The organism is Brevibacillus soli (assembly GCF_044759095.2).
GTDB lineage: Bacteria > Bacillota > Bacilli > Brevibacillales > Brevibacillaceae > JBIYSM02.
The window spans coordinates 44,712-62,534 of the sequence record NZ_JBIYSM020000011.1 but is presented as its reverse complement, the minus strand read 5'-3'; the positions used below and the strand labels follow the sequence as shown (position 1 = coordinate 62,534).

The following is a 17,823-nucleotide window of genomic DNA, read 5'->3' as shown; positions in this document are numbered from 1 at the left end:
TCGTTCACCTGCCTGTAGAGGAACGTTCGTGATGGTTCACACGCGGATGATGCTGCCTTTCTTTGAAAATGCGGATAAATTCTACGAGCCCCTCTACGGCCGCAGCAAGCAGCTTTTCTCCTTTTTCCTTGGTGGCGACAGTCGGATCTCCCAATGTACCTGTTTCCGAGATGGCGCTCCAATAAGGCATCATAATCACCGGTCTGCCTTCTCCACGACCGACCAGATCCAGCCAAAAATACTTGGAGGTTTTGAACTTATCCAAGTCCCGCACCGCTTTATCCATTTGGACCAATTCTTCCTTTATGGCAAGGTACATGGAGGTTTCCAGTTCACAGGCGTGGTTGATCCCCCCGGGGTTCTCTGATTCCCGGATTTGTTCGGCTAGCTCGATGACAGGCTGAAGATCCCAGTGAGAGATGGTTGCACACATGACATCCGGATATTCCAGAATGGTTTGTCGGGCCACTACCTGCAGCAGCGATACGTTGCTTCCGTGCCCATTTAACAGGAGAATCCGTTTAAACCCCTGATGCGCCAAGCTTCTGCACACATCTGTGACGTAATGGATGAATGTTTGCGAACCGATGGAAATGACGCCGGGAAAGTCCATTTGATGCGGAGCGTAGCCGTGGTTGATGGGTGGGATAACGATCATTTCGGACGGAATTTGTTGAGCGGCCCGGATGCAAACTTCATTGGCCAAAACCAGGTCGGTATCTACGGGCAGATGGTGACCATGTTCCTCAATCATGGCTACTGGAACAACTGCAACCCGCTCTTCGTGGATGGCTTGCTGAACTTCCGGCCAGGTCATTTCGGCAAACAGATACTTTTTCATGCGCGTTCCCCCGATTGCGATTGTTTGGTAGATCGGCTTTCTTCAAACTCCTGTTTGATTCTCTTCTGCAAGACCGGACTCTGAATCACCTTATAGGCGGTCAATGCCATCGCTTTGCCTGCCAAAAGCATTACTTCGTATGCATGCTCCGTGTTGCACATGGCTGCAAATTCCGGTGTATGGCCGGGAACCATTTGCTCCGTCAGCGAGAGAACGGGATGAATCGCCGGTACGACGTTGCTAACGTTTCCCATATCGATTGATCCTTTTCCCTCTTGAAACCGTGTTGGATCTGAATATTTCGTCTCTGCCAAAGATTCCTCGAATACCTCCCCCAAAGCCCGATTGCTGTTCATCGCGTCGTAAAAATGGCCAATCGGTTTGATTTCCAGGTCGGTACCCGTACTTACTGCTGCACCTCGTGCACAATTCAGGACGCGCTCGACGACCTCCTCCAAAGTCGTGTTATCTTCGGATCGGATGCAAAACTCTGCAACAGCGCGTTCTGGAACAATGTTTGTAGCAAGTCCTCCTTCCTTGATAATTCCGTGGATTCGCACATCCGGTTTTACATGCTGACGCAAGGCATTTACCGCGTTGAACGTCTGGATGACACCGTCGAGAGCATTTTTACCCTCCCAGGGCTCTGAGGCAGCATGCGCAGGTTTCCCGTGAAAAATAAACTCATAGGAATGAAAAGCCAGAGACTCCACGTGGATGATCGTTTCGTAGCCAGGGTGAAACATCATGCAAATATCCACATCGCGGAATACCCCGGCGTTGATGAGGTCAATCTTGCCGCCGGTGCCTTCCTCATCGGGCGTTCCAATCACAGATACCTTGAACGGAATATCTTCGCCCAAGAGGGTTTTTCCTAACGCAATGCCGGCTGTCACGCTGGCCATGCCGATCAGGTTGTGTCCGCAGGCATGGCCGATTTCCGGAAGGGCGTCATACTCGGCACAGAAGGCGACATGAAATCCACCGGTACCCCTTTCGAGCTGCGCCACGTACGCAGTATCCAGACCGCCTGCTCCTCTCGTCACACTAAAGCCGTTCTGTTCCAGGTACTCACACATGATCGTTGAAGCGAATCTTTCCTGCAAGCCCAGTTCCGGATTGTCAAAAATCCGCTTGCTGATAGAGACAAGGGCTTCTCTTTCTTTTTCGATGATGTCATTCATCTGTTCCAATACTCGCAAAGTCATTCTCCTTTCGTTACACCAAATGACAGGAGACGAGATGGTCTGGATTCACTTCGCGCAAAACGGGTGCTTCCGTACGGCAACGATCCACGGCCATCGGACAGCGGGGATGAAAACGGCAGCCGGCCGGGATTCGGCTGGGATCCGGCGTTTCTCCCGTCAAAACCATCCGTTTTCGGTCTGTTCTCTTTTTCGGTGCAGGCATGACGCTGACCAGCGCCTTGGTGTAGGGATGAAGACACTCGCCGGCTATCAGTTCGGCTGGCCCAATCTCCATGATTTTTCCCAGGTACATGATCGCAATCCGGTCAGAAATCAGCCATGCCAGGGAAAGATCGTGCGTAATGAACAGATAGGATATGTCTTTCTCGTCTCTGAGCTTCACCATCAGATTCAAGATGTCGGCCCGAACGGAAACGTCAAGCATCGAAACCGGCTCGTCGGCAACGATAAAATGCGGATGTAAAACCAAAGCGGCCGCAATCACCACACGCTGGCGCTGTCCGCCGCTCAGCTCGTGCGGGTACCGGTACAGATACTGCTCTCCCGGTTTCAAACCTGCCGATTCCAGAGCCTCCGTTACTTTTTTCAGCTTCTCCTCCTCAGAAGAAAGCAGTCCGTGTACCAGAAGCGGTTCGGCGACGATGTCGATGATCATGTGCTTTGGATTCAGGGATTGGTACGGATCCTGAAAAATCATCTGGGCGCGTTGACGAAACTTCCTCATTTCTTTTTGTGTGATGATCTGATCTTCAAAGGTGATCTCTCCCGCACTCGGAATAACCAGATGCAGCAATGCTTTGCCAAAAGTCGTTTTGCCGCTGCCGCTTTCTCCAACCAGCGAGACAATTTCCCCATTTCGAATGGTCAAATCGATCCCATCAACGGCGGTCACTTTTGTTTGGCTGTTGGAAAACAAGTCTTTTATCAGGCCTTGATGCTTATCGAATGTTACCTGTAGTCCCTTTGCCTGGATCACGACATCTTCTTTTGATGGTTTATTCACTGGTTTCCCCCCTCAGGTGGCAAGCGACAACCTGTCCAGAATCAATCTGCCGTAAAGGGGGCTCACTTATCCGACATGTGTCACTCGCATGCTCACAGCGCGGATGAAAACGGCAGCCGCTGGGAGGCGTCAACAGATTGGGGGGGACTCCGGGAATGGAGGATACCATTTCTCTGCTGCCGTAAGGGTTGGGGAAAGATGTAACCAATTTTTGCGTATAAGGGTGAGCAGGTTGTTCAAGAATTTGTTCGACGGTTCCATACTCTACGATCTTTCCGCCGTACATGACGGCCGCCTTATCGCATGTTTCCCCCATCACAGAAAGATCATGGGTGATCAGAATCATGGCCATCTGCAGGTCTCGGCGCAGTCTTTCCAGCAAGTCCAATATTTGCGCCTGCACCATCACATCCAATGCGGTTGTCGGTTCATCTCCGATGATTAACCGCGGACGGCATGCCAGGGCCATGGCAATCATCACGCGCTGTTTCATGCCGCCGCTGAACTCATGCGGATACTGATCGATTCGCTCAGGATTTATCTCTACGAGTTCCAGCAGGTCTTTGACCCTCTTTCTGGCAGCGTCGTAGGCAGTTTTCTCGTGCAGCATGACTGCTTCCGCAATCTGATCGCCGATCTTCATGACAGGATTCAACGCGTTCATGGCTCCTTGAAAAACGATGGAGATGTCCTTCCAACGGGTTCGCCTTATCTTCTGTGTGCTTTCCTTGGCGAGATCAAGCCCGCGAAAAAGGACCTCGCCGCCGACGACTTCTCCTTCAGGCGGCAGCAAACGGGTGATGGACAGGGCCGTGGTGGTTTTCCCGCATCCTGACTCTCCTACCAGGGCCAAGACTTCTCCTTCCTGTAAAGAAAAGCTTACCCCGTCCACTGCTTTGACGACTCCTTCCTTGGTTCGAAAATACGTCTTCAAATCACGAACTTCCAGCAGACTCATCGCTTACCTCCGTTGCAGCTTGGGATTGAACAGTTCATCAAAGGCGTAACCCAAAAAGGTAAAGCCGAGAACGACGGCCACCACGCATAAGCCGGGAGGGAGAAGAAACCAATACGCTCCCATACTGCCGGCCCCGGATGTAAATGCATAGTGAAGCATCATCCCCCAGCTGGGATGCGTGGGATCTCCCATGCCCAGAAAACTAAGGGATGTTTCCGACAAGATGGCAACGGCCGATACGAGGATGGTGTTTGCGAAAATCAGCGGAAACACATTGGGAAAAATGTGCCTGCGCATGATGGTAAAGTGACTGGCGCCAATTGCGCGGGCGCGCTCAACAAATTGCCGCTCCTTGATGGACAGGGCCTGAGCCCGAACGATTCGAGCCGTGCTGGACCAGCTGGTGATGCCGATGACCAGAATGATGTTCCAGATGCTGGTTCCCAAGAGAGCGGCAAGCACCAGCATCAAGGGAAGCCAGGGCAAAACGAGGAAAATTTCTGTAAACCGCATCAGCAGCGTATCAATCTTTCCGCCAAAGTATCCGGCACAGATGCCGACCAATGTTCCGATCAGCATGGTGATGCCGGTGGCCAGAACTCCAACACCCAGAGACGTCCGCGAACCGGAAATCAAAGCGCCCAGCACATCACGCCCCATATCATCCGTTCCCAGCCAATGCTCCGCACTGGGAGGCTGAAGCACGGCGCCTCCACTGCCAAATTCCATGGGATCGTACGGATAGACAATGGGCCCGATGGTCGAGATGAGCGCGAACAGAAAAAAGAGAAACGCTCCCAGCATGCCGATGCGATTCTCGCGGAAAACCGTCAGCCATCGATGAACCTTGTGCCGCTTTACACTTTTCCTGGAGGACGGATTCGTCTCCAGTGCTGACTGATTCAAGACAGGTTCGTTCATAGCGGTCTCCTTTCTAGGCTTTTATGCGGGGATCCAGGTATCCGTAGAGAACATCAGCCAACAAATTCGCAAAGACCACACAGACACTGATGAAAAAAAAGATCCCCTGCAAAAGCGGATAATCCCGGTTCATCAACGCCTCAAACATCAAGCGGCCAATGCCCGGCCAGGAAAAGACGGTCTCCACCTCAATGGCGCCCGCAATAATGAAGCCAAAATTAATGGAGACGAGGGTAATCAGGGGAAGCATGGCGTTCGGCACGGCATGCCGGCGCAATACATATTTATCCGAGAAGCCCTTTGCTTTGGCCGTCTGGATGTAATCTTCCGTCAGCACATCCAGCAAGGTATTTCGCATGATCAATACATATTGACCAATCAGCACCAGACTGAGTGAGAGCACGGGCAAGAAAAGATGCTTTCCCATATCCAGGAAAAGAGCCGCGGTGTTTTCAAAGCTTTTGCCTGCTGTCACCATCCCTGTTGTGGGAAATGCCATCAAATAGACGCTGAAAAACGCGACAAGCACCACACCCAGCCAAAAGGTTGGCATTGAATAGGTGAGCAGGGAGAAGCCAAGTGCGAAAACATCCACTTTTGTGCCCCGTTTTCGTGCAGACAATATCCCTAACAGTGTCCCGCCCACCAAGGCAATGATGCTTGCCGTCCCCACGAGAAGAATCGTGGGGAGCAGCTTGCCGGCAATGATGTCCATGACGGGTTGTTTGAACATAAAGGATGTCCCCAGGTTCCCTTGGAGCAGTTCCTTCACGTACGTGAAAAATTGAATATACCACGGTTGATCAAGCCCGAACATTTGCTTCATCTGTTCGATGGCTTCAGGTGACATTTTGGGATCGCGGAGAAGCATGGCCAAGGGATCACCCGGCATCACGCGAAACAGAAAGAAATTGATTACAAGCACGAATAACACGGTGATAGCGGCATGAAACGTCTTTTTCAGCAGATAGGCAGTTTTCATCGCGTTATCACTTCTGGTCGAAATCGTCAATGGTCTTTCTTTTCCGGGCAATCAAGACGCCAATCACGGCCATTGCCACGATGGCGAGTCCAGCCCAAATCAATCCGGATTGACCTGAACTTTGTTGCGCCGTTTGAGAGGCAGCAGGCGCAGCATTGGAAGCCGGTGTTTCTGAAGCGGAGGGGTTGCTCGCGGGTGTCGATTTCGGGCTGACAGAGAGATAATTGTAGTGGTTATAACCCTGGAACAAAGCTCCGCCGATCGGTTTCCACCCGTCCCATTTGTCTGTGCGGACCGCCTGCATGCCATGATCCTCCAACAGAATAATGTACGGCACGTCTTCATACACCATTTTCTGCATGTCCTTGATCATCTGTTCTCTCGCGGCCTGGTCGACAATGGTTCCCTGCTCGATCAACATCTTGTCGTATTGTGGATTGGAGTAATAGGTTTCACTCAAGTTGCCAATTTGGTCCGTGCTGACGACGCTCAGAATGGTGGTCGGGTCTACGTCTGTGCCCCATCCCCAAATGAACAGGTCAAAGTCAGCATTGTCGTAAATTTTATCGGTCAAGAGTCCGTCGTCCATGGTTTCTACTTTGGTGCCGATCCCTACTTCCTTGAACATGCCGCTGATCATTTGCCCAGCCTTGACCTCTTCTGCTGTTTCCCCGCGGAGGAAAAGCCGGAACTCCAGCTTCTTTCCCTTTGCATCCTCCCGAATCCCGTCTCCGTCCCGATCGGAAAAGCCGGCTGCTTCGAGCAATTGTTTGGCCTTTTCCGGATTGTACGAGCGCATCTCCTCTCCCTGCGGCTCATAATGCCAGTTGGCAAAGACGGAGGGCACCAGCGTCGTTCCGATCCGGGCCTGACCGGAGTAGGCCACATCGATGACCTGTTGTTTATGAATGGCGTACTCCATCGCTTTTCGCACTTCCTTCATCAAGAGCAACGGATTGCCTTTCGAGTTGGGATCTTTCCACACGTTGATGGCCAGATCGGTAAAATGATTCCCTGGATTGGACACGACCTGAATGTTCTTTTCCGATTGAAGCAGTTTGACCTGGTTCGGGTTGATATTGATGGCGCCGTCAATCTCCCCGATCTTCAAGGACTGGACCATCGTATCGTTGTTGGCGTAAAGCGGGAAAATGAGCTGCTCGATCTTGGGTGCCCCCAAAAAGTAATCCTTGTTTGCTTCCAGCTTCACATACTCGCCTTTTTTCCATTCGACAAACTTGAAAGCGCCAGTCCCAATCGGCTTGTCATTGGGCCACGTTTTCAAATCTTCGAATTTGACGCTGCTCCAGATGTGCTTGGGCAGAATGGGAGCTGTTACCTGAAGCATGTTCGCCTTTGGCTTCTCCGTTTTGATCACGACCGTCAACGGGTCAGGCGTTTCAATGGCTGTAATTCCCTTCAAAAAGTCTGCGTACATCCCTGTTTGGGCTTTCATCAGGGATTCGTATGTAAACTTCACGTCCTCGGAAGTGAATGGCTGGCCATCATGCCACTTTACGCCCTCCGCCAATTTGAACGTCCAGGTGAGATGATCGTCGCTAACCTTCCACTCCTTTGCCAATCGGCCAACCGGCTTGACATCATTGTCATACGCAATGAGGGTATCATACAGCAACAAGTGCAGTTCAAAGGTCACGATCCGGTTGGATATAAATGGACTCAAGCTGTCAGGCTCTGCAGTCCAGCCTACGCGCAACGTCACTGGTTCCTCTGCGGCTTGAGCAGCCCCGATGGTGAAGAAAGGAAAAATGAACAGCGCGACAGACATGCAAAAGGCAAGAAGCGTGAACCTGCTTTTTTTCTCGAAGCGAACCTTGCTCATTTCTTTATCCCCCTTTTTCTATTCAATCGTTGCGCATTCTTCCACGTAAAACTTCCCTCGCGTGGCGTCCAAACGCGCTTGGACGCCGATCGGAAGAGTAGCTAACTCCCGCGTATGACCCAAAGGCAAGCCGTAGAGAACGGGGATGTCCAGTGGCGCCAAACGATCTTCCAGTACGTCCTCGAGGCTGAACGTGACGGGAAAGCCTGGATTGTGCTTGTACGGAACACAATCCTTGCACTCTCCGATGACAATGCCTGCTGCCTTTTGAAGTTTTCCGGCGTTGAACAAGTGTGTCAGCATATGATCGATGACCCACGGTTCCGTGTCCAATTCTTCGAGAAACAGAATCTTGCCTTCCGTTTCGACTTCGTATGGCGTTCCGAGGGATGCGCACAGCAGAGTCAGATTGCCGCCAATCAGTTCACCGCTTGCTTCCCCAGCCTGAATGGTGTGAATGTACTTTTTTTCGTTCTCTTTTTTTATTTCCCCGATTGGTTCGGGGGAAGTTAACGCTTTGAAAAGATATTCTTTCCTGTAATCAGAAAGGTCTTCGGCATTATACCCAGCCATGCCTGGACCATGAAACGTTACCAATCCGGTTCGTTTGTGGATGGCCAGATGCAGGGAAGTAATGTCGCTGTACCCGATCAGAATTTTTGGGTTTTGGCGAATGGCATCAAAATCAAGCAAATGCAGAATTCTGGCACTGCCATATCCGCCCTGGGTAACGAATATGGCATCAATGGAGTCATTTTGAAACATGGCATTCAGATCGGCGGCCCGTTGTGCGTCCGTTCCCGCCAAATATTCATGCCGCTCGTTGACATGTTCACCAACCACAACGCGATAGCCCCACTCTTCCAACGTGCTGATCCCGCGTTTTAGATCACTTCTGTTGTAAAGAGGGCTGGCAGGGGCTATGATTCCGATCGTGTCCCCCTGCTTTAGCCGGCGAGGCTTACATTTGTCCACATTCACTCCCCCTTTTTACAGGCTCCTGTAACCCAGTTCACGGGATATTTGACTTGCAGCTGCAAGCAGTTCTTCAATGAACCTGCCCGTATTTTCTTCAGAAAAATCAGACTTCGGCCCCGAAAGAGAGATGCCTGCGACAGCCCGATTTCCGTGATCAAACAAGGGGGCGGCCAGAGCGGATACGCCAACCGCCAATTCTCCATTGGATACGGCATAGCCTCGCGAACGAATGGTATCCAGTTCTTGTTGCAATGTGTCTTTGTTTGCGATGGTGTGTGGTGTGAAGGGTTCCAAATTACCGAGTAAGGCAGGAATTTGTTCGGGAGGAAGGTTAGCCAGGATTACTTTGGACAGCGCACCAGCATGAATGGGAAGCCGCTGCCCCACTTTGATGCCCATCATAAAGTCTTGCATCGTTTCAATGTTGACCAAACAGAGGGCCTTTCCGTTGTCAAAAATGCTTAAATTCACATTGAGACCGGTTCGTTTCGAAAGGTCTTGCAGATGAGGCGTGGCAACACGGATAACATCAATCCGACTGACAGCCTGTCCGCTGAGGCGCACGATCTGCATGCCTAGGCGGTATTTCCCAGTCCGCGCGTCTTGATCGATATACCCGCGAGAAACCATGGTCTGGACGGAACGATAGGCGGTTGCAAGGGCGAGTCCTGTTCGCACAGAGATTTCCCCTAATGTCAGCTCTGCTTCAGCCGCTAGTGCTTCCAAGATATCGAATGCCCTATCCAGAACCCGAATGCCTTGATGTTTCTCCACGATCGTTATCACTCTCCTTTATTTTCATCCAGTGAAAATGTATTTTCATTTTATGATTTCAGTTTAGCCAGTAAATAGACTGAAAGTCAACAATATTCTTACGATTTCATGCAACATGAAAAAACACAGAACCTCTCTTTCCTGTAAAGGATGAGAGGTTCTTTCGAATAGTCTGGATTTTTGTTTTCTCTTACACGAGAGCTTCGGCAAAAAATTCGTGATAGAGCGCGAGAACCGCACGGTCGGCATCTACCTCCTTCACCCCAAACATCATGCTTACTTCCGATGACCCTTGATTGATCATTTCCAAATTTACTTTTGCTTTCGCCAGGGCGGAAGTAGCTCTCGCCGAAGTCCCGACAGAACGCCTCATCCCTTCCCCGACAATCATCACAAGGGCAAGATCCTGCTCGACAACCACATCTTCCGCATGCAGTTCACGCTGAATTCGTTGAACGACACGTGCCTGGATTTCCTCTGTGAAATCTTTTTTGCGCAAGATCACGGAAATGTTGTCAATACCCGAAGGAGTGTGCTCGTACGACAACCCTTCTTCTTCGAGGATTTGCAGAAGCTTCCGTCCAAACCCTACTTCTCTGTTCATTAAGTATTTGCTGACATAAATGCTGCAAAATCCCTTGTCACTTGCAATACCTGCCACGCGATTTTCGTAGGACTCTCTTTCCGACACGATGATCGTACCCGGCGCACTCGGATTGTTGGTATTTTTGATACATACGGGAATGCCTGCCTGATAGGCCGGAAGCAGCGCCTCCTCATGAAAGACCGAAAATCCGGAATAAGAGAGTTCCCGCATCTCGCGGTAGGTAATGACACTGATTTCCTTTGGCTTCTCGACCAAGCTCGGATTCACCACGTAGACAGAGTCCACATCGGTGAAATTTTCGTACATGTCCGCTTTGAGCGCGGCTGCGAGAATAGAACCCGTAATATCTGATCCGCCACGAGAAAACGTGACCAGAACCCCTTCTTTCGTATATCCGAAAAATCCCGGAAAAACAACAATTCCTTTTCGGTCTTGCAACGTGCGAAGATTTTCATATGCTTCTGGAAGCACTTGGGCGTTTCCCGCTTCATCGGTGACAAACAGCCCGGCTTCAAAAGGATTTACATAGTGGGCCTCTACCCCCAGATTTCGCAAGTAATGAGCAACCAGTTTGGCGCAAGTGTCCTCTCCAGCCGCTTTCGCCTGATCGAGAAAACGGGATGGGTCTGCTCCATGTTTGATCGTCAGCGCTTCGGCAAGGTCAGCCTTCAATTGTTCCATGATCTCTTGTGAGAGGCCAAGGTCCTCTGCGATGTCGATATATCGTTGAAAAATGGCATCCTGTATCTCGCTTGCGTTGCCGCCACTAAGCATTTTCTCTGCGTACATGATCAACAGATCCGTAACCTTGATGTCCTCCTTGAATCGCTTTCCCGGTGCAGACACCACAATGACCCGTCGTTCTGCATCTGACCTGATGATCGCACATACTTTCTTGATCTGCTCAGCACTGGCTAATGATGTTCCCCCGAATTTTGCAACTTTCATCTCCGACTCCTCCAACGGTTTTCTGTCTATTCATGGATATAGGTTAAAATAGTTTCCCTAAAAAGACAAGTGTCCTTTTCAGGAGGACAAAAGCTGTTCTTATTTAAAATCTTCAATATACCTATGTAATTTATCAATTAGTCAAATCATGAAAAGCAGTGTTAGAATCAAAATTGCTAAAATGGTCAGTTTTTTTCTTGCAAAGGTTGTGTCTCTCAATGTCCTTCTCTTGGAAACGAAATCTCATCGTGCTATGGATCGGGGTCTTTTTTTGCAGCACCGCATATTCCATCTCCATCCCCTTTTTACCTATTTTTCTTAACACCTCTCTAGGAGTGGAGGAACATCTGGAAGCGTGGTCAGGAATCTCGTTTGGCATTACGTTTCTGGTAAGCGCGCTGATTTCGCCCTACTGGGGGTCTCTTGCAGACAAGTACGGACGAAAGCCCATGCTGATACGGTCCGGTTTCAGCCTGGCCGCCTTGTATTATTTGAACTACCTGGTTACAGACCCTTACCTGTTTCTCGTGATTCGTGTTCTCCAAGGACTGCTGGCCGGCTTTGTGCCCGCTTCCATCGCGCTGGTCGCAACCAATACGCCGGAAAAGCACGTCGGTTATGCCCTGGGAGTCATGGCGACTGCTGGTGCCACAGGCGGAATTGTTGGACCGTTGGTTGGCGGTTTTGTAAGCCATATGTGGGGGAACCGGGAAGCATTTCTCATTTCTTCCTTTGTCGTATTGATAGCGGCACTGATCGCCACGTTTTTCGCCAAAGAAACAAAGGTGAACCGTACCGCCACTCGCTCGTCCATACGAGAGGACCTGCGAACGGCGATGAAGAACGGTCCCTTTGTCAGGGTGTTGGGGCTTGCCATGATGGTTACCGTATCGGTCATGCTTCTGGAACCGCTGTTGACCGTTTACGTGCTGCAGCTGGGAGCCTCCCAAAAGGATGCGGCCCTGAGTTCGGGGATCATTTTCTCCGCGGTCGGGATTGCCACCGTTCTGGCAGCTCCGCGGTGGGGCGCTCTGGGAACCAAAGTAGGATACTCAAAAATCCTGCTGATCGGCTTGTTGGGCGGAGGAATCGGCAACCTTTTGCAGTTCTTTTTTACCGATCTGTATGGGTTTGGCATCCTTCGATTTTTCTACGGTCTGTTCTTCGCCGCTGTCTATCCATCTATCAATGCCATGATCGTAAAAGTGACCGAACCGGAATTCAGGGGCAGGGCGTTCAGCCTCAACCAGTCAGCTACACAGCTTGCAACCATGATCGGCCCGGTACTGGGGGGGTTACTGGGGGGCTGGATTCCGATTCGATATGTGTTTGTCATCAATGGAGCGGCACTTTTGATAACCGCTGTAATCATGATACGAAGGAGACAGGATGATACAGATGTCAGTCAGAGAAGCCTCCTGACTGATGACAAGCTGGCAGTGAAGTAAGCATTTGATCGGATTCCAGCACAATGATTGCCTGACTCCATTCTTTCACAGCACTTCGATACATGGCATACGCGACCTGTTCCGCGTCAATCGCACGATATTTTTGTAACGGTCCGATCAAGAATAGCGAAAGAACGGACGAAAGAAGGATGGCACTTTTCTCACCCAAGCGAAATTCCTTGCGATCCCCAAGCAGCAGTGACGGCCGGAATATCAACAGCTGCGGGAATCCAATTTCCGCCAATTTCTCTTCCAACTCCCCCTTCACACGGTTGTAAAAGAATGGGGAGTGTTTATTTGCACCGATGGCGGAGACCAGCAAAAACTTTTGGGCACCATTTCTCTTCGCGATGCGGGCGATTTGAAGCGGATAATCAAAATCCACCCTGCGAAATGCTTCTTTGGTTTTCGCCTTCCTCATAGTGGTTCCCAAACAACAAAAGATATCGTCTCCTGCCATCAAATCCGAGTACTTCTCCAATTGATCAAAATCGGCAACCACTTCCTGCAGGTTGGGATGTCGCAGGTGTAGCGGCCTTCTTACAACGGCCGTCACTCTTGAATATTCGGGGCTTTCCAACAAATACCGTACCAGTTGTTTCCCGATCAATCCTGTAGCACCATAGAGAACTGCCGTTCTTTTCTGCATGGTCATCACCTTTTCTCTTCGAGGTAGGATCATTTCCAGGACTCGTCACGACGAGTCTCTTTTTCTTGGGTCCTTCCGCTGATTTGCATTCCTTTTACATAGTTTTTTTCTATTCTGCATGATTTTCGATATAATGAAAGGATAACACTTCGTACGGAGGATTCCACACCATGTTACAACGGGAATTAATGCGGGAACAAGTCATGCGGTTAAGCGAGCAAATTCTTGTTAACATGGAGGAGCCTATTATTGAGCGCGGCTATGCCTATTTTTCGGACGGTCTGGTCTTTAACATTCAAGTCGAAAAAGGTAGACGCCTCACAAGTGATGTGCAAGGCTCTCAGGTGTATCGTGTGGTCCTTATTCTGGACAATTTTCTCAATAGCACCTGCTCCTGTCCCTACTCGCGTTTTTGCAAACACATCGCGGCTACTTTCTTTCAAGTATACAGCGTGTTTGAAAACCCAAGAAACTTCCTTGCCAAGGTGAAACAACCAAGATCCGCAACCTTTTCTCCTTCGCTGCTGTACCCTGCCTACAAAAAGCCGACAAAAGACACCCGCCCAAGTACCTTCATGCACGCGACAGGTGTTGCCTTAACCGAGAAAAGCTCGGTAAACGAATGGTGGTCATTTTTGGAGAGTTGGACCCGGAATTTAACGTCCGCGATGGAAACCTACCGAGCCTCATCCGAGCTTCTTTCCAGCTATCAGAGCGTGACTGCCGTTGCAGATACCTGGTCTGAAGAACTGGGGGATCTGTTCACCATTCACTCATGCCTCTTCCATTTGCTGAAATTGCAAACCTTTGTAGACAAACATCGCTCCTCTTACTGGTCGGAGGAATTGAATCAGACGGCGGCAAGGCTTCTCGAACACCTGGAAGGAACACTCTTGTATCTCAACGCGTCAGAGGTAAGGAAACATCATCGCCCCCACCTGGAAGCAACCCTGGACATCGTAAAAGATTTGAAGCACAGTGAGTCTTCGCCGATGCACGGACTTTTTGCGTATCGTATGCTTTGGTGGTATTTATTGGATGAAGCTGAGTGGATTCAAGCCGAAGCAACTGAGTTGGAGCAACTGATTCACGATCCCGGCTTGCCCGCTTCCGCAAGGGAAAGATACCAACTGCTTCAGCCGCATTTCTTTGTGATGGAAGAAAAAGATGAAGCCGCCCTTCAGATATGGAGGAGGCGGGAGCACCTCTCCCTCCCTTTTTACCTCATGTATGTAAAAGCCTTCGCTCGCCGCAGCGAATGGCAGCGCGTGTTAGCCTGGATTGATTGGCTGGAGGGATTGATCGGCAGCGCGGATGAACCCGACTACCGTTTGGCAACGGCGATCTGGCAGCAAGCCATGGAAAGGACCGGCCGCGCAGACGAGTGCGGAGCGATGCTCAGGAGATTTTTGCCCAGAAGCTTTCATGCGTATGCTGCCTATCTTTTTGAGCAAAAACAGTATAAACAATGGCTGGATTTGCAAATGTCCTATAAGGTCTCACCTGCAGACGTCAATCAGCTGCAAGCCAAAGCCATTGAGGAGATCGATCCTGTCTTGCTTCTGCCTTTCTATGTGCGTCAAATCGATGGATTGATCCATGAACGGAATCGGGCTTCCTACAAGGAAGCGGTAAGGCTCCTGAAAAAAGCGCGCTCCTGCTACCAGAAAGCAAACCGGGAAGATCGCTGGGAACAGTTTATTCATCAACTGGCCGTTTCGTATAACCGTTTGCGGGCTTTCCAAGAGGAGCTAAGGAGAGGAAATCTGATTACATGAGTGTAGTGGCAAACTTATATCTCACAGCAGAACGATTGTCAGACGGGCATTTTCTTGTCAAAGGCACCCGCCCAAATGGAGCCGTGATCGCGCCCGAAGAGTTGGCAGGCGCTCTTTTTGCCTGGGATGAGAGTTCTTTTTACGGAACGTTTCTCAACAAAACGGAGGATGGGATCCGGTTGCGTCCTTGCGAGGCACTCTCCTTTTTCTCCAGACCCCAATGGCTCGAACACATCGCTTTCACTCTTGATGAGCAGATGGTGCAGTTTCAAAAAACGGCTGTGATGATCCAGGAAGCTCTGGCTGCGGGAAATTTTGCTCCCCATTTTGAAGACTGGAAAGACGGTCGGATGGGTTTTAAGCTTATTGGATCACAGCACTCTATGCCCCCGTATGCGAACAGCTGGCTGACCCTCGTGTTGAGTGAATTTCTCTCCGGTCAGGGGGGCGTACGTTCCGCTTGGAATCATCTCTGTAAACTCTACCCTGCTCTTTCTGTGATGGGAGAGGATTTGTCACCGCACTTGCAGGAGACGGAATGGCTGCAATCAATCGGATGGCTGCCGGACGACACCCCGTTTCGCACTTGCCTGCAAGTAGCGGAAGCAGAAAACAGTGAGAGTGATTGGCACCTGCAGTTTTTCCTGCAAGACAAAGAGCGGCCTGATCAGGTTTATCAAATTTCTCCCGCAGGAGTTTCCCATGACCAAGCGCTTCCTTCTGAATGGCTAGAACATCAAGAGCGCTTTTTACGCGATGTGCAGAAATGTTCCGAGATCCTCCCCTGGCTAACCGGGAGCGATGGCGAATCTCCAATCCGTACCCGACTGACCAATGAGCAGGCATGGTCGTTTTTGACAGAGGGCAGCTTGCAGCTGGTTCAAGCGGGCATCCACGTCTTTTTGCCCGCTTGGTGGGAAAAGGTCAGACGAGCAAGACCAAAAATCAAGGCAAAGGTTCTCTCTTCTGTCGGCTCGGGGAAACAGTCCTATTTGGGAATATCACAAGTCATGGAGTTTGAGTGGAAGCTGGCGAACGGCTCAGTTGAACTTGACGAGGAAGAATTTCGTCGTCTTCTGGAGCATAATCAGAGACTGGTCAAGGTAAAAGGTCAGTGGATTCAATTGACCCCGGATTTGGTCTCGCAAATACAAAAGACGTTGAAGAAATCAAAGGGAAAACATGCTTTCACTCTGCGGGATGCGATGAGACTGCACCTGCTTGGTGCTTTGGAGGAAGAGGTTGCAAAGACTGAGGAATCCGATGTGTCTTCTTCCCTTCAGGTAGAGGTCGAACTAAACCAGCATCTGCTCCACTTCATAACCAAGCTTCAGGAGATGCGGGAAATTCCGATCCTGGATCAACCCTCCGCCTTTCGGGGAACGCTGCGACAATACCAGTTGGAAGGGAGTTCCTGGCTTCTCTTTTTGCGGCAGTTTGGTCTGGGTGCGTGTTTGGCCGACGATATGGGGTTGGGAAAAACGGTTCAGTTTATCAGCTATTTGTTACACCTGAAAGAAACCGAGTCCTTTGACACCCCATCCCTGCTCATCTGTCCGACTTCGGTGATCGGAAACTGGCAAAAGGAATTGGAGCGATTCGCCCCTTCCCTCAAGATTTATGTCCACTACGGCAATGCACGGAAGAAACAAGACGAGTTTCCCTCATCCATACAGGGAGCAGACCTGGTGATAACCTCTTACGCTCTGTCTCATTTGGATGGGCAGGAGCTATCATCTGTGAGGTGGAATACGCTCTGTCTGGATGAGGCCCAGCACATCAAGAATGCCTATACCAAACAAGCATCGGCAATCCGCAACTTGCATGCCCGTCACCGTATCGCTTTAACGGGAACCCCCATCGAAAACCGGTTAACCGAACTATGGTCGATTTTTGATTTTCTCAATCCGGGGTATTTGGGCAGTCTGGGCGAATTTACTCAGCGTTTTGTCCTCCCCATTGAGCGAAGTCAGGACCAGAAACTGATTCTGCAAGTCCAGCGTCTGATTCAACCCTTCCTGTTACGACGTGTAAAAACCGACCCAAGGATTCAATTGGATTTGCCCGAGAAAAATGAAGGGAAGGAATATGTTCCGCTCACAGCTGAACAGGGGGCCCTCTATGAATCCACGATCCATGACATGTTTGCCCGTCTTGACGATGCCTCCCCTATGGAAAGGCGGGGACTCATCCTCACAACGCTGACTCGATTAAAGCAGCTATGTGATCATCCGGGGCTCGTCCTGCACGATACGTCCTCACCCGACGAAAAACGGCGCTCAAACAAGATCGAACGTCTGCTGGAGCTGGTTGAGGACATCCGCCGCAAAGGAGAACGCTGTCTGATCTTTACGCAGTATATTGAAATGGGGAACTTGCTGCGGCGAATCCTTGAAAGCGAAGGTCATGGTCCCGTCTTCTTTTTAAACGGGTCAACTCCAAAAGACAAGCGTGACGAAATGATTGAGAAGTTCCAGGACACTTCCCTTCCTGACCATCTGCGTGCCGGCATCTTCATCCTGTCTCTGCGTGCTGGAGGAACCGGCTTGAATTTGACAGAGGCCAATCACGTCTTCCACATGGATCGCTGGTGGAACCCGGCTGTAGAGAACCAGGCAACCGATCGAGCCTATCGAATCGGGCAGCAGCGTCATGTGCAGGTCTACAAGTTTATTGCCCTCGGAACAATCGAAGAGCGCATCGATGAGATGATGGAGAACAAGCTTTCCCTCAGCCATAAGATTGTAGGCAGTGGCGAAAGCTGGATCACCGAACTGTCTACCTCCGAGCTGCGGGAACTGTTTACGCTTCGTCACGATTGGCTTGATTAGAAAGGATCGGTGGCTGCATGGAAAAGGAATCGAAAAAGCAAACGTCAAGGGAGA

14 protein-coding genes are annotated in these 17,823 nt (G+C 50.5%); 3 read left to right on the top strand and 11 right to left on the bottom strand.

Features of this window, described 5'->3' with window-relative positions; all coding sequences use genetic code 11:
* Nucleotides 1-4: 4 nt before the first annotated feature.
* The 10 genes from ACE99V_RS06640 to ACE99V_RS06595 form a co-directional block, all read right to left on the bottom strand.
* On the bottom strand, nt 5-841 hold the full coding sequence (locus ACE99V_RS06640) for a creatininase family protein (RefSeq protein WP_400490276.1): 837 nt from the start codon (nt 839-841) through the stop codon (nt 5-7).
* On the bottom strand, nt 838-2,043 hold the full coding sequence (locus ACE99V_RS06635) for a M20 family metallopeptidase (RefSeq protein ID WP_400490275.1): 1,206 nt from the start codon (nt 2,041-2,043) through the stop codon (nt 838-840). The genes ACE99V_RS06640 and ACE99V_RS06635 overlap by 4 nt, the downstream gene beginning before the upstream one ends.
* Before the next feature lie 16 nt (nt 2,044-2,059).
* Entirely contained in the window at nt 2,060-3,052 is a 993-nt protein-coding gene (locus ACE99V_RS06630) for an ABC transporter ATP-binding protein (protein ID WP_400490274.1), read from the bottom strand.
* Complete coding sequence (locus ACE99V_RS06625; protein WP_400490273.1) at nt 3,045-4,010, bottom strand: ABC transporter ATP-binding protein; 966 nt, start codon at nt 4,008-4,010, stop codon at nt 3,045-3,047. The genes ACE99V_RS06630 and ACE99V_RS06625 overlap by 8 nt, the downstream gene beginning before the upstream one ends.
* Before the next feature lie 3 nt (nt 4,011-4,013).
* Entirely contained in the window at nt 4,014-4,931 is a 918-nt protein-coding gene (locus tag ACE99V_RS06620) for an ABC transporter permease (RefSeq protein WP_400490272.1), read from the bottom strand.
* 13 nt (nt 4,932-4,944) lie between these two features.
* Nucleotides 4,945-5,913, bottom strand: a complete 969-nt coding sequence (locus ACE99V_RS06615; RefSeq protein WP_400490271.1) for an ABC transporter permease — start codon at nt 5,911-5,913, stop codon at nt 4,945-4,947.
* Nucleotides 5,914-5,920: 7 nt separating this feature from the next.
* Nucleotides 5,921-7,756: an ABC transporter substrate-binding protein gene (locus ACE99V_RS06610; RefSeq protein WP_400490270.1), complete on the bottom strand. Its 1,836-nt coding sequence runs from the start codon at nt 7,754-7,756 to the stop codon at nt 5,921-5,923.
* Nucleotides 7,757-7,774: 18 nt separating this feature from the next.
* A complete protein-coding gene (locus ACE99V_RS06605) occupies nt 7,775-8,731 on the bottom strand; it encodes a S66 peptidase family protein (protein ID WP_400490269.1) in 957 nt (318 codons plus the stop codon).
* Between the two features lie 15 nt (nt 8,732-8,746).
* Entirely contained in the window at nt 8,747-9,508 is a 762-nt protein-coding gene (locus tag ACE99V_RS06600) for an IclR family transcriptional regulator (protein ID WP_400490268.1), read from the bottom strand.
* Nucleotides 9,509-9,698: 190 nt separating this feature from the next.
* Entirely contained in the window at nt 9,699-11,063 is a 1,365-nt protein-coding gene (locus tag ACE99V_RS06595; protein WP_400490267.1) for an aspartate kinase, read from the bottom strand.
* A 218-nt stretch (nt 11,064-11,281) separates the two neighbouring features.
* Between ACE99V_RS06595 and ACE99V_RS06590 the strand changes: the two genes are divergently transcribed.
* Complete coding sequence (locus tag ACE99V_RS06590) at nt 11,282-12,511, top strand: MFS transporter (RefSeq protein ID WP_400490266.1); 1,230 nt, start codon at nt 11,282-11,284, stop codon at nt 12,509-12,511.
* Here ACE99V_RS06590 and ACE99V_RS06585 read toward each other — a convergent pair.
* Nucleotides 12,465-13,160 carry an oxidoreductase gene (locus ACE99V_RS06585; RefSeq protein ID WP_400490265.1) on the bottom strand — a complete coding sequence of 232 codons (696 nt, stop codon included), beginning with the start codon at nt 13,158-13,160 and terminating at the stop codon, nt 12,465-12,467. The two genes, ACE99V_RS06590 and ACE99V_RS06585, sit on opposite strands and share 47 nt — an antisense overlap.
* Before the next feature lie 170 nt (nt 13,161-13,330).
* Here ACE99V_RS06585 and ACE99V_RS06580 point away from each other — a divergent pair, with 170 nt between their 5' ends.
* A complete protein-coding gene (locus ACE99V_RS06580; RefSeq protein WP_400490264.1) occupies nt 13,331-14,938 on the top strand; it encodes an SWIM zinc finger family protein in 1,608 nt (535 codons plus the stop codon).
* Nucleotides 14,935-17,769, top strand: coding sequence for a DEAD/DEAH box helicase (locus tag ACE99V_RS06575; protein ID WP_400490263.1), 2,835 nt, complete (start codon nt 14,935-14,937; stop codon nt 17,767-17,769). Before ACE99V_RS06580 ends, ACE99V_RS06575 begins: the two co-directional genes overlap by 4 nt.
* Nucleotides 17,770-17,823: the final 54 nt, after the last annotated feature.

Coding starts and splice junctions, on each gene's coding strand:
- ACE99V_RS06610 (WP_400490270.1), bottom strand. CDS start 7,756: ATGAGCAAGGTTCGCTTCGAGAAAAAAAGCAGGTTCACGCTTCTTGCC.
- ACE99V_RS06640 (WP_400490276.1), bottom strand. CDS start 841: ATGAAAAAGTATCTGTTTGCCGAAATGACCTGGCCGGAAGTTCAGCAA.
- ACE99V_RS06625 (WP_400490273.1), bottom strand. CDS start 4,010: ATGAGTCTGCTGGAAGTTCGTGATTTGAAGACGTATTTTCGAACCAAG.
- ACE99V_RS06575 (WP_400490263.1), top strand. CDS start 14,935: ATGAGTGTAGTGGCAAACTTATATCTCACAGCAGAACGATTGTCAGAC.
- ACE99V_RS06620 (WP_400490272.1), bottom strand. CDS start 4,931: ATGAACGAACCTGTCTTGAATCAGTCAGCACTGGAGACGAATCCGTCC.
- ACE99V_RS06595 (WP_400490267.1), bottom strand. CDS start 11,063: ATGAAAGTTGCAAAATTCGGGGGAACATCATTAGCCAGTGCTGAGCAG.
- ACE99V_RS06585 (WP_400490265.1), bottom strand. CDS start 13,160: ATGCAGAAAAGAACGGCAGTTCTCTATGGTGCTACAGGATTGATCGGG.
- ACE99V_RS06615 (WP_400490271.1), bottom strand. CDS start 5,913: ATGAAAACTGCCTATCTGCTGAAAAAGACGTTTCATGCCGCTATCACC.
- ACE99V_RS06590 (WP_400490266.1), top strand. CDS start 11,282: ATGTCCTTCTCTTGGAAACGAAATCTCATCGTGCTATGGATCGGGGTC.
- ACE99V_RS06580 (WP_400490264.1), top strand. CDS start 13,331: ATGTTACAACGGGAATTAATGCGGGAACAAGTCATGCGGTTAAGCGAG.